Genomic DNA, 12968 nt, shown 5'->3' with positions numbered 1-12968 from the left:
CAGGTTCAATGCAGCCCTGGTCATATCCCTTTTAAGGAGTTGTGCAGATAGTCGATTTCACTTCTTATATCAACAGGATGATTGCCGACGAAAAAGCCGCAGTCATGGGCTGTGTCGGCCTGTGTTGAGCTTAACACCTCGTAATCGAAATACTTTATCACGTCGTGTCTTAGCATGTTGCCGCCGGTGATGATTCTATATTCTATTTCTGCGTTTTTCAGGGCATTAAGGACTGCGCCTCTGTCTGTGTGCGAGTCAGGGTTTACTATCATCGTAAAACAAAACCATGAGCTTTGCCCTGTCTCCTGTTGAATGATAAAGCGCTTGTCGTCTTTAAAGATGTCTACAAAATGGGCGGCATTTGCCCGTCTTGCGCTGAGAAAGGCATCGAGTTTTTTAAGCTGAACCTTGCCAATAGCCCCCTGCATCTCCATTGGGCGGACATTATAGCCCGGCAGGATAAACCGGTATGCCTCGTAAAAATCACTCTCTTTCTTTTCAAAAATTGGACTGCCCTCCGGCTGTCCGCGGCACCAGCCATGATTGCGGATTGACCTGCAGAGGCAGTCAATTTCAAAGTCATCAGTTAAAATAAGGCCACCTTCCATTGTAGATATGTGATGAGAGAAAAATGTGCTGAATGTCCCTACAAGGCCAAACGTCCCCGTATAACGGTTATCATACACTGCCCCCATTGATTCGCAGTTGTCCTCGAACAGGATAAGATTATGTTTTTGGCATATCTCCAATATTTTATCGAAGCGGCACGGATTGCCAAGTATGCTTACCGCCACAATCATTCTTGTCCTGGGTGTTATTGCCAGCTCAAGCTGCTCTGCATCTATGTTTAGTGTGTTAATGTCTATATCGACAAACCTGAGTTTGAGGCCGTACTGATGCAGGGGATAAAACGTAGTTGCCCACGAAATACACGGCACTATTACCTCATCGCCCGGTCTTAACGGCCTTTCCTTACGGTAAAACAACGCGGCAACGGCCACAAGATTTGCCGACGAGCCGGAGTTTACCATGCAGGCGTATCTGCGTCCGAACAATGCGGCAAACTCCGCCTCAAACTCTGAGACGTGCCTTCCCATTGTAAACATGTCGCTGTCTACGACTGAGGCGATTGCCGCCTTTTCCTCATCGCCAAAAGTAGAAGATGTCAGTGAGAGTCTCATTGTGGTCTCCTTTGAGGTTGATAGACTATGATTTTCGAGCCGTCGAAATCAAAACTGAAAGGCACGTGCAGGTAATCGTTGAGTTCCTGTTTAAAACTGTTTTGTCTTTCCTGCTCTACAAAGAATACCATAAAGCCGCCCCCGCCTGCCCCTAACAGCTTCCCGCCGATTGCCCCGCTTTTCATGGCGCGCTCATAGATAGAGTCGATTTCTGAATTTGATACCCTGTTTGACAAGGTTTTTTTAAGGAGCCATGATTGATTCATAAGCTGTCCAAACTCCCTTAGGTCCCTGCTGCTGTTTACCAGTATATCATAGGCCTCGTCTACCATGTCTTTCATCTGTGTAAGGTTCTTTTCATTTTTCGGGATATTTTTAATCTTATCTCCTGCCACTTCAGAGGCGATTCTTGATATACCGGTGTAAATCAATACGAGGCTCCGTTCAAATTCTACGAGTCTCTCGGGCTTAATAATTATAGGCTCTACGATGATCTTGCCGTTTGCCAGAAAGTTAATAACGTTGAGGCCGCCGTGTGCGGCAAATGTCTGGTCCTGTGAGCCGACGTTTTCTCTGATCAGCTCCTGTTCGATATAAATGGATTCGCGCGTCAAATCATCTTTAGAGGCAATACGCCCCTGCAGGGCATAGAGGCTGTGAATCAGGCCGACTGTGAAGGCAGAGCTTGAGCCCATCCCGCTTCTTGCCGGGATGTCACCGTCGTGGTGGATTGATACACCGTAGTCAACCTTGAAATACTTCAGTGTCTCCCGCACGGAGGGGTGCATGATGGTGTTTATGTCGCTGACATTTTCTATTTTCGAGTAGACGATTCTGTGTTTATGGTCAAAAAACGGCGGCAGCCGCCTGACGCTCAGGTAACAGTACTTATCCACACAGGTTCCAAGCACCTTGCCGCAGTATCTCAGGTAGTAGTCCGGGTAGTCGGTACCGCCGCCGAAAAACGAAATCCTATGTGGGGTTCTTGATATTATCATTGCCGCTGTACATCCAAAAGATAATCACCTGCGATATTATACGTCTCCGGTACACCTATGTCAATAAACCTGCCGTTAAAGCGGTATCCAAAAATATTACTGTCACTGGTGTCACTGGGCAAAAGCGACGGCAGGAACTCCCTCTCAAGCGACATGACTACACCCTCAGGGCGGTTATTGAACAACGCCCTGTTAAACACATATATGCCCGCATTGATTAGGCCGTCTACAGACGTTTTTTCGTGAAACGACACAACCCTGCCAACGGCGTCAAGGGCAACCGTGCCGTATCTGCTGCAGTCTTTCATCTCCTTAAGGGCAATGGTCAAAGAGGCACTGCGTTGTAAATGAGCTGAGACTAAATCCTTAATATCAACCCCGGCAAACGTATCACCGTTTAGGGCAATTACTTCTGGGGTCTTTGTATATTGAACGGCCTGTTTGAGCGCCCCGCCGGTGCCAAGCAACTGCTCTTCGACTGAAAACAGGATTTCAAAACTATACCTGTCAGTGCCCCTGTAGTGCCCGATTATCTTGTCGGCCATAAATCCAACGGCAATAACCACCCTCTTTATGAAATCATACCGGCTTAAGTGTCCAAGCAGTATATCAAGAAACGGTCTGCCGTTGACCGGGGCCATGACCTTTGGCAGGGCGTCAACGACCGGCCTTAACCGGGTGCCAAGCCCACCGGCCAGGATTATTGCGTCTGTTAACTGCACCTTATGACTACAGCCGAGGACTGCCCGCCTATGCCGTAGCTTATTGATAAGAACTTATCGCTGTGGCACGGCTGATGGGTGTTTGAGAATTTCAGGTGCGGGTATTCCTTTTCCATTTCGCTTTCATTAAAGTTAAGCGTGGCTGGCACGATGGAGTCCCTGACGCCGAGTACCGAAAATATTATCTCAGCAATGTCGCTAGCTGCGGCCATGTGCCCGGTATATGGCTTAAGGGCGCATAGCGCTGCGGGGAAGGCTCCTGCTGCGGCAGCGATTGAATTGAGTTCTGAGCGGTCGCCTTTCTTTGTGCCGCTTCCGTGCGGGGATATAAAGGCGAGGTCTTCTATCTTTACGCCGGAGTTAGTGAGCGCCTCGTTTATACACAGCAGGGTTACGCGCTCCGGTACGCTGACTGCCGGGCCTTCGGCGTGTTCTATGGCATTTCCAAATCCCATGATTGTACCATATATGACAGCGCCGCGCCTTAGCGCACTTTGTCTTTCCTCAAGCACAATGGCAGCCCCTCCCTCACCAGGGATAAAGCCGTCTCTCTTTTTATCAAACGGCCTGTATGACTCCACACCGGCGGCACAGCCTGATAGCAGGCCAAGCCCCTCCAGCTCATACATGGGGATTTCGGTAATCCAGTTTCCACACCCTGCGCTTACGGCTATATCTGCCTTGCCCTGACGTATGGCCCTTGCGGCAAGCTCCAGCGACTGCCCCCCGCAGGGCGACAGACTGGTAAGCGTGGTATTTGGCCCTTTAAAATCAATTAACGCCGACAACGCGCTAAACAGATTATTTGATATAGACTCAAGCAGAAAAAATGGATTTACCTTTTTTAGGGTCAATGAGTTGAGTTTCGCTGAATCAATATCTCTCCAGCGGCCGTTAGTGGCCTCCTTCGTAGCGTGATAAAAGAAATCATATCCAATTTTAGTAAAATCCCCTGTTGCTATAAACAGCGCCCTGCGTCCAGGGGGGATGCCGTTCATATCTGGAAACCCAATTCTGCTGTTTTTTATGGCGTCAAGCGCGGCGGCAAATCCAAGCGTTGAGCCTCTGTTTAGAAATTTCATCTGGCTTGTCAGCTTATTCGGTATATCAAATGGATACGCGAATGCCTCAACCTTGCCATAATATTGCATTGCCCTCGGGCAGCCTTCCTGTGGATAGTGAGCTACTCCGGTTTTGAGGGCACGGATATTCCCCCAATTTTCCTCAATTCCAAACCCAAGTGAGGTTACAAGCCCCATGCCGGTTATTACTACTTCTCTTTTTTCCATTATTTAAAGACTCAGCTCTCTTGTTAGTATTTTAAAAAACCTGCGTTCCTTGTCAACGTCTGCAATTTCAGCAAGCGGGACAATTGCGCCGCTGAACTCAGCCACTGCCTTTTTCTTGCCCATGACAGTGCCGATTGCCTTAAAAGATGCCCTGTCCTGTTCAACGGTGACAGCCTCAACAGTAAGTTCTACCTGATCGCCGGGCAGGGCGAATCCATAAAACTTGCACTTGTCCACAGTCTCCGGCAAAAACCATCCCTTAAAATCTGATGACGCCGCCGTAAGCCACCCCGCAAGCTGCGACAGTGCCTCTACCATCAGCACCCCCGGCATCACCGGATTCCCCGGGAAATGAAATTCCAGAAAATCCTCTGTCATCGCCACATTCTTTATTCCCCTGGCAGTTTCATTAGCCTTCCACTCCAATATCCTGTCTACTAATAAATATCTCAAATTCGTTATCCCCCTAGTAATATTACAGACGACACGGCGTACTCCGGCGTATGAGAGATAGTGACGGACGCCCCTGATGCATTCAGCCTTCTCATCAGGTTGTCCAGCCAGCCGTTGAGCCTCAGTGCAGGGCGCCCTGAGGGCATGACAGATATTTCTATCCTGCGAAAAATGCCAATGGCTGTAAACCCTGAACCTATAGCCTTTAAAAACGCCTCCTTTGCGGCAAACCGCCCGGCAAAGTGTACATAAGGGTCCCTGTGGCTCAGGCAGTACCTCTGCTCCTCCTGTGTGAATATATCCTCAACGAAGGCCGCGCTCCTGTCCATCGTTTCCCGCAGCCTGTCCACATTTACTATGTCAATCCCATGATAAAGGCGCACTATGATACCGTCATTCCGCCGTCAACGGGGATTGCCTGCCCGGTTATGTAGCCTGAAAGGTCTGAGGCAAGAAATACGGCAAGACCTGCCACATCATCCGGGGTGCCATAGCGCCCAAGGGGAATCGCTGAGAGCAGCGCATCTCCCCCCCTCTTCCTTGCCCTTGCGCTCATGTCTGTTAGTATCATACCCGGCAATATGGCATTGACCAAAATCCCCTTGGGGGCAAGCTCAACGGCACAGGCCTTTGTAAATGAGACCACACCGCCCTTTGACGCCGCGTAGTTGGCCTGCCCGCGCGTACACTTAATTGCCACGATGCTTGCAATATTTATGATTCGCCCGCTGTGGTTTGCCATCATCTGCTCTGCGGCATATTTTGAACACAAAAATGTTCCGCGCAGATTTATATCAAGCACCTTGTCCCAGTCGGAGTACTCCATTGCTATTAACAGATTATCTTTGATTACCCCGGCATTGTTTACCAGTATGTCGAGTTTCCTGTGTGTCTTTCTGATATAGCTGAACATGGCCGTGACCTCGTCTTCTTTTGAGACATCGGCCTTAAATGTATCTGCTGGTTGAGCTGAGGACTGAGCGATTTCAGACTGTAAGGACACGGCTGCGTCTGCGGATTTGGAGTAATTAATAATCACAGCAGCCCCGGCCTCAGCTAATTTCAGGCAAATCTGCCGTCCTATCCCACGCGCACCGCCTGTGATAAGGGCAGTCTTACCGGTTAAGTCTATGTTCATCTCTTATCCAATGGTCTTATCCAACTAGCGGCCTTCCCTCAGCGTCTTTATTGATATTGCCGGTTAGTATTAAAATCCCTTCAACTATGCCCCATAGACCGCCCACACCGGCAGTTATTAGGGTTGCAAATATCTGAAGCACCCCAATGCCCGTATAGCCAAGATAAAAACGGTGTACGCCTAACCAGCCCAGGAATATCCCTAAGAGTCCGGCAGTTATTTTCTCCTTTGCGTAGCCGGATGAGCCGGTAACTTGCGGTTCACCTGAGAGCTGTGTCCCGCACTTTTCACAAAAGTGCGCACTGTCCGAAACATGGTTTCCACAATTTCTGCAGTACATAATCTCATCCCTCCTAATGTTTGCCGCACAAGTGCCGCATAATTTTATGTCAGAGCAGCGGATTTTGTCAAATCATTAATTATTTTGTGTCAAGCCAAAATAGAAATGTCCTATGACGTTTTATTAAGCGTCACGGCATGGTTTATCAATATCAGTAAAACGGCTTGCCTTATAAAATATATTTAGAAAAAACTTTATAATTTACAAAGATGAAATTTAAATGCTACCATATTTAAGAGGTGAGGTGTGACGAAGGGGCATTTACTTGGTTACCTGTGAAAAGTTTAGCCGTCAGGATTAGTGTGTCTAAAGAATAATAGAGGAGTCTGAAGACAATGATACAGCCTTTTGGTGGCAGGAGAGGAAGTGAGTTTTTTATCATGGACTTTTTACAGAAATTTCCGGCGCAGGCATTAGATACATCAGTCGCAGAGGAAGCGCTATGTGAAGATATCCGTAACTTTACGAACTCTGAATTTTGTGCCATCGTCCTGCATGATGAGAATGGTATTATCTCGAAACTGACCCTAACGCCGCAAGGCAGCCATGAATTTCTAACCGATGATCTATTAGAAAAAATGATTTATGTATCGGTAGGCAGCTCCAGCATTAAAATGTGGGACATACCGGATAAGAAGGAGTTATTTAGCGAGGTTGGCATTTCTCCCGATATTTTCAACATTCTTTCAATGCCTCTGTTCACAGGCCCTTCAAGGATTGGCACTTTATTGATTGTAAACATCACAATCGATGCAAACACTATATCTTTGGATCCATTGTTTCAAACAATGGACATGATTGGAAAAATAATAGGGCTAGTCCTAAAGAACGCATACTTTTATCAAGAGACACAAGAGCAGTTAAAACTATCAAAATTTATGGCAGAGATTGGGATTATTTTAGCCTCCAGTGCATCATCATTAATTGGATTGCTTCAAAATAGCGCTGAGGCTATAGTCAGCCATTTGGGTGTATCTGTGGCGCGTATTTGGGTTGTAGACGAAACTGGACATATACTTGAACTACTGGCTAGTGCTGGACTTTACACACATGTTGGCGGAGACCAGTCACGAATCACTGTTTGTAAAGACACAATGGGCATTATTGCAAGGGAATCCTTGCCACGTATTACCAACTCGGCACAAACAGATCCCCTAATTAACGGTATTGATTGGGTTAAACGGGATGGCATAATAGCTTTTGCGGGATATCCATTATTATCAGAAGGTAGAGTTACGGGTGTTTTGGCCATATTTTCAAAAAATATTTTAACCAAATTCACAATTGACTCCATTGCCACCGTGTCGTACAGCATTGCCATCGCAGTTAAAAATCAACAGGTTGAGAAAATGCGTGTTCAGGCAAAGAAAGAGGCTGAGACAGCTAAAGAAGAGGCCGACAGGGTAAAGAAAGTGGCTGAGACAGCTAAAGAAGAGGCTGATAGGGTAAAGAAAGTGGCTGAGACAGCTAAAGAAGAGGCTGATAGGGTAAAGAAAGTGGCTGAGATAGCTAAAGAAGAGGCCGATAGGGTAAAGAAAGAGGCTGAGATAGCCAAAGAAGTTGCTGATAGGGCGAAGGCAGAAGCTGTTGTTGCAAAAGAAGTGGCTGCTCGGGCAATGGAAGAGGTTGTGATAGCCAAGGAAGAGGCTGAAAGAGCAAACAGGTCTAAGAGTGACTTTCTTTCTAACATGAGTCACGAAATCAGGACCCCAATGAATGCCATAATAGGGTTGACAGATATAGTTCTGGAGAGAATATTAGACGAAAAGCAAAAGGAATATCTTTTAATAGTAAAGAGTTCCGCTAACTTCTTGCTATCTACAATTAATGGAATACTTGATATTATGAAGATTGAATCCGGTAAATTTGAGCTTGAAAACATGGATTTCTCAATCAAGGCTGTGGTTGCATCCGCTATTGACATGTTTCTTATAACTGCCCCAAAAAAGGGAATACTTATTAAATACGATATATCGCCAGAGGTACCCAGCGTGTTAAAAGGAGATCCAACCCGGCTTCGACAGGTATTGATCAATTTGATAGGCAATGCCCTGAAGTTTACACTTAAGGGAGAGATTAATGTTGCTCTAAATGTTTTAGACGGACAAAACCAAAAGGATACGGTGAATCTTCTTTTTTCAGTAAAAGATACCGGAATAGGGATTGCGCCTGACAGAAAAGAAACTATATTTAAAAGGTTCACTCAGGCAGACAGTTCCACAACCAGGGAGTACGGGGGAACAGGGCTTGGTCTGACCATAAATAAGGAGTTTGTTAATCTTATGGGCGGCGCCATGTGGGTTGAAAGTGAGCTTGGGGTCGGAAGCACTTTTTACTTTACTGTTGTTATGAAGAAAACCGATAAAGAATATGTCCTTTCCACTGAGGAATTTTATGATCAACACAGACATATCCTGTTAGCAAGGCCAAGGCGCAAATTCCGAATATTGGTCGTAGAGGATATAGAGGAAAATATTCTTTTGTTAAATATTCGTCTCCAACAATATGGGCACACAGTTATTATAGCCCGCAATGGGCTGGAGGCAGTGGAACGTTTCAAGTCGGACAGGGTTGATGTTATTCTCATGGATGTTCAAATGCCTGTGATGGACGGGTTGGAGGCTACACGTCAAATCCGTAAACTCGAATCCTCCATTGGCGGCCGTATTACGATTATCGCCTTGACGGCAAGTGTTATGAGGGAGGAAAAGGCGTCGTATATAAGGAAAGGAGTAGATGCTGTGGTAGAAAAACCTATCGAAATAGAGAATCTCTTGTCAACGATTGAGCTTACAGTTGGAGATGATATTGGCGAGGTGACCACTAATCTGCTCGTTGAGAATGAGGCAGCCTCACTATGTGAATTAGCGTCAATTGACGGCATAGACGTCAGTAAGGGTATTACTGTTTGGAAAGACGCCGAGGCGTATAAGAAAGCCTTAATGGGGTTTTCACGCAAATACGGCGATGCGGCGGATAAAATATTATTTTTAATTGAAGATAATGACATCGATGGGGCGCACAGGATAGCACATTCTTTAGATGGGGTGTCAGGGAATTTATCTATTGTCTATGTGTTTAAAGTTGCCAGAGAGCTGTCTCATTCACTAAAGGATGGAAAACTTGATAATGCCCGGACACAGTTGGGCCAGCTCAAAGAACTATTAAGGACAGTCGTGGACTCTATAAACAAAATCCATGTGCAGGAGCCTATAATTAATCATAAGAGAGAATTAGATAGTTCGGCATTAAAGGGGCTTATTCTAAGATTGGTAGAATCTTGTGAGGCAGACGAACCGGATGAGGCTGAACTAATCCTGATTGAATTGCATGGGGTTATCAGCGCAGAGCAAGAAGAGGCTATAAAGAAGTACATAGAAGACCTTGACTTTGACGGAGCTAAAGAGGAGACACTAAAATTGGCAATCTCTTTTGGAATAGTCCCTGAGTCATAAAATGGATGAAGATAAAATGAAAGTGCTGATAGTTGACGATGATTCTGTCATCAGACAGCATTTAAGACAAATACTGAAGGATATTTATAAACTATCGTTTGCCACAAGCGGCGTAACGGCATTGGATAAAGTACAGAAGGTGATGCCCGATATAATACTTCTTGATATTATGATGCCTGAAATGGATGGATACGAGACGTGCAGGAGACTAAAGGCTGATTCTGCAACTGCCGATATCCCGGTCATCTTTATCAGCTCCTTAACTGACATTGACGAGAAAGTTGAAGCGTTTAACTGTGGGGGAGTAGATTATATTTCAAAACCATTTCTAATTCCTGAGATTTTAGCCAGAGTAGCAACACATTTAAAATTATATAATTTCCAACGTTTTTTGGGACAAAGGGTTGAAGAGGAAACCGAGAAAAACAGATTAAAAGATCAACTAATGTATGAACAATCCAGGCATATAGCGATGGGTGAGCTGTTGGTTAATATTGCTCATCATTGGCGGCAGCCCCTATGCACAATAGGCCTCTTTGCTCAGGAAATACAAGACGCCTATTTACACAATGAGTTAAATGAGAATAATATGAAAAATAATGTTTCAACAATAATGACAGAGTTAATAAGTTTGTCCTACACTATAAATGGCTTTAGAAACTATTATGTAGCTGATCAGGTGCTAAAGGAATTTAACTTAGAAGATGTGATAAACAGCACAATGATGATTGTAGAGGGATATTTTAAATTGAAAGGTTTTGTTATCAACAAGGAGTTTGAAGATGGATTGTTTATAAGTTCTTATCCGAACGAGTTTGCTCAAGTCTTATTGAACCTATTGACAAATGTTCAGGATGTGTTTGAAGCGAGGCATATTACTAACGGCATAGTTAATATAAGGGTATATAGAGATACTGATACTAACAAAATAGTAATAACCATCACAGACAATGGTGGTGGTGTATGTGAGGAGAATATTCATAAGATATTTGACCCATATTTTACTACAAAAGATAAATCCAGGGGGACGGGACTTGGTTTATACATTTCAAAGTTAATCATAGAAAGGAGTATGAAAGGCACGCTTACTGTAAAAAACATAAATGGCTGGGCTGAGTTCAGGGCAGAGATATGAGCCACGATAGAGATAGAATGAAAGTGCTGATAGTTGACGATGATCCTGTCATCAGACAGCATTTAAGACAAATACTGAAGGATATTTATAAACTATCGTTTGCTACTAGCGGTGTAACGGCATTGGAAAAAGCACAGAAGCTGATGCCTGACATAATACTTCTTGATATTATAATGCCTGAAATGGATGGATACGAGACGTGCCGGAGGCTGAAGACTTGTTCTGTAACTGCCAATATCCCAGTTATATTTATCAGCTCCATAACGGACATCGATGAGATAGTTGAGGCGTTTAAAAGCGGGGGAGTAGACTACATTTCAAAACCCTTTAAAAGTCATGAGGTATTAGCCAGAGTAGAAACACATTTGAAATTATATAATTTTCAACGCTTTTTAGGAAAAAAGGTTGAAGAGGAAATTAACAAACGCCTGGTGGAAGAACAGATGCTGATACAACAATCTAAAATGGCGGCTATGGGCGAGATGATTGGCGCTATATCTCATCAGTGGAAACAGCCGTTGAACGCACTTGGCCTTATGGTGCAGGATGTTGTGGATGCGTTTGTTACGGGAGAGGCAGATAAAAAGTACCTTGAAAACTTCGCTAAACAAAGCATGAAACTGATACAGTTTATGTCCCAGACGGTAGACACTTTTCGAAACTTTCTGAAGCCGACCCACGAAAAATGCACGTTTGATATAACAGAGGCTATTTACGATGTAGTTGACCTTTTTTACGATATGTTAAAAAATGACAGCATCTGTGTGCAGGTGAATACTGACAAAATGTGTAGTATATATCCAATAGGTTATCCGAATGAGCTAAAACAGGTTATCCTGAATCTGATAAACAACAGCCGTGACGCTATAAATGAAAGAAGAAAAAAGGGGTTTCTTACAGATGATGGACGGATTACTGTAGAGATTAAAGAAGTAAAGGATAGAGTTGTTGTTTACATTAGCGACAATGGCGGTGGTATAGGCTTGACGCTGATGGAGAAACTCTTTAAACCATATGTAACAACGAAAGGAGATAAAGGGACGGGGATAGGTCTATACATGTCTAAAGCAATTATAGAAGGAAAAATGGACGGGAAAATCTCTGTTTCAAACATAGAGGGCGGGGCGCAGGTTGTCATAGAACTGCCTCTTGCAAAGGAGGTGTAAAATGACAGAAATTAAATGGAGTGTGTTAATAGTAGACGATGAGGCCAATAACAGGCAAATCATGAGGCAGATACTGAAAGATACATATAAACTATCCTTTGCCACAGATGGTCTGCGCGCCTTGGATAAAGCTGCAAGGGACAAACCTGATATGATTCTGCTTGACCTTATTATGCCAGGAATCGATGGATATGATACGTGCCAGCGTCTGAAGGCTAATCCCGCAACGGCCTGCATTCCCGTTATTTTTGTTACATCTATGGTAGATGTAGAGGATGAGTCTCGTGGATTTGAGGCCGGAGGCATCGATTATATTACAAAGCCGGTATCGCCGTCCATTGTACTCCATAGGGTGGCGGCTCATATAGAACTGTCTAGGCAAAAACGGATTTGTGAGGAGACTATTATAAGGCGCACAAAGGAGTTGGTAGAGAGCCAGCAAACATCTGTATTTATGCTCGGAAAGGCAGGTCATTATAATGACACTGATACAGGGTCACATATATGGCGGATGGCATCTTTTTCTGTGGAAATAGCAAAGGCATGTGGCTGGAATGCTGATGAGGTTGATTTGATAACGTATGCGGCAGCAATGCACGACACAGGGAAAATTGGGATTCCCGATAGAATTTTGAGAAAACCAGCCAAACTAGATACTGATGAGTGGAAAATAATAGTGACACACCCTGTAATCGGCTACGGTATCTTGTCTGAGAGCAATACTCCTTTATTTAAGATGTCGGCAGATATAGCGCATTGTCACCATGAGAAATGGAATGGTTCAGGCTACCCTAATGGCTTAAAAGAAAAAGAAACACCTGAAAGTGCCGCAATTGTCGCAATTGCCGATGTTTTTGACGCGCTCACCACAGTGCGGCCATACAAAGAAGCATGGCCTATCGATAAGGCATTCGAAGAGATCAGAAATGGAGCAGGAAGTCATTTTGCACCATACCTTGTTGATTGCTTTTTTGATGTAGAGGCTGAAATCAGAAGACTTAAAGATACATGGGATCAAAAAGAAAAAACAGGAGATACTCGAATTTAGATAATCCTCAACCTCCGATGTGTCTGCTTGATGAGTATTGACG

12 protein-coding genes are annotated in these 12968 nt (G+C 44.6%); 4 read left to right on the top strand and 8 right to left on the bottom strand.

The window, feature by feature from the left end; genetic code table 11:
- Positions 1-20: 20 nt before the first annotated feature.
- The 8 genes from ASN18_RS08020 to ASN18_RS07985 are packed head-to-tail and all read right to left on the bottom strand — an operon-like array spanning position 21 to position 6121.
- Positions 21-1181, bottom strand: a complete 1161-nt coding sequence (locus tag ASN18_RS08020) for a DegT/DnrJ/EryC1/StrS family aminotransferase (protein WP_085052225.1) — start codon at positions 1179-1181, stop codon at positions 21-23.
- Entirely contained in the window at positions 1178-2179 is a 1002-nt protein-coding gene (locus tag ASN18_RS08015) for a GHMP family kinase ATP-binding protein (RefSeq protein ID WP_085052224.1), read from the bottom strand. Before ASN18_RS08015 ends, ASN18_RS08020 begins: the two co-directional genes overlap by 4 nt.
- A complete protein-coding gene (locus ASN18_RS08010; protein WP_236861605.1) occupies positions 2176-2901 on the bottom strand; it encodes a nucleotidyltransferase family protein in 726 nt (241 codons plus the stop codon). The genes ASN18_RS08015 and ASN18_RS08010 overlap by 4 nt, the downstream gene beginning before the upstream one ends.
- Positions 2892-4190 (bottom strand): beta-ketoacyl-[acyl-carrier-protein] synthase family protein, encoded by a 1299-nt coding sequence (locus ASN18_RS08005; RefSeq protein WP_085052222.1) that lies wholly within the window; start codon positions 4188-4190, stop codon positions 2892-2894. Before ASN18_RS08005 ends, ASN18_RS08010 begins: the two co-directional genes overlap by 10 nt.
- Before the next feature lie 3 nt (positions 4191-4193).
- Positions 4194-4643, bottom strand: coding sequence for an ApeI family dehydratase (locus tag ASN18_RS08000; RefSeq protein ID WP_236861604.1), 450 nt, complete (start codon positions 4641-4643; stop codon positions 4194-4196).
- 5 nt (positions 4644-4648) lie between these two features.
- Positions 4649-5026, bottom strand: a complete 378-nt coding sequence (gene acpS, locus ASN18_RS07995; protein ID WP_085052220.1) for a holo-ACP synthase — start codon at positions 5024-5026, stop codon at positions 4649-4651.
- Positions 5026-5781 (bottom strand): 3-oxoacyl-ACP reductase FabG, encoded by a 756-nt coding sequence (fabG, locus tag ASN18_RS07990; protein ID WP_085052219.1) that lies wholly within the window; start codon positions 5779-5781, stop codon positions 5026-5028. The genes acpS and fabG overlap by 1 nt, the downstream gene beginning before the upstream one ends.
- A 16-nt stretch (positions 5782-5797) precedes the next feature.
- Entirely contained in the window at positions 5798-6121 is a 324-nt protein-coding gene (locus ASN18_RS07985; RefSeq protein WP_085052218.1) for a zinc-ribbon domain and TM2 domain-containing protein, read from the bottom strand.
- 335 nt (positions 6122-6456) lie between these two features.
- Here ASN18_RS07985 and ASN18_RS07980 point away from each other — a divergent pair, with 335 nt between their 5' ends.
- Genes ASN18_RS07980 through ASN18_RS07965 form a run of 4 tightly spaced genes read left to right on the top strand, consistent with a single transcriptional unit; the run spans position 6457 to position 12925 of the window.
- Entirely contained in the window at positions 6457-9576 is a 3120-nt protein-coding gene (locus tag ASN18_RS07980) for a GAF domain-containing hybrid sensor histidine kinase/response regulator (protein ID WP_085052217.1), read from the top strand.
- A 16-nt stretch (positions 9577-9592) separates the two neighbouring features.
- Entirely contained in the window at positions 9593-10711 is a 1119-nt protein-coding gene (locus tag ASN18_RS07975; protein WP_236861603.1) for a hybrid sensor histidine kinase/response regulator, read from the top strand.
- Positions 10708-11877: a hybrid sensor histidine kinase/response regulator gene (locus tag ASN18_RS07970; protein ID WP_085052215.1), complete on the top strand. Its 1170-nt coding sequence runs from the start codon at positions 10708-10710 to the stop codon at positions 11875-11877. Before ASN18_RS07975 ends, ASN18_RS07970 begins: the two co-directional genes overlap by 4 nt.
- Before the next feature lies 1 nt (position 11878).
- Complete coding sequence (locus ASN18_RS07965; protein WP_085052214.1) at positions 11879-12925, top strand: response regulator; 1047 nt, start codon at positions 11879-11881, stop codon at positions 12923-12925.
- Positions 12926-12968 lie beyond the last annotated feature (43 nt).

It is taken from the genome of Candidatus Magnetominusculus xianensis, from assembly GCA_001541255.1.
GTDB lineage: Bacteria > Nitrospirota > Thermodesulfovibrionia > Thermodesulfovibrionales > Magnetobacteriaceae > Magnetominusculus > Magnetominusculus xianensis.
This window is presented reverse-complemented; position numbering and strand designations above follow the sequence as displayed.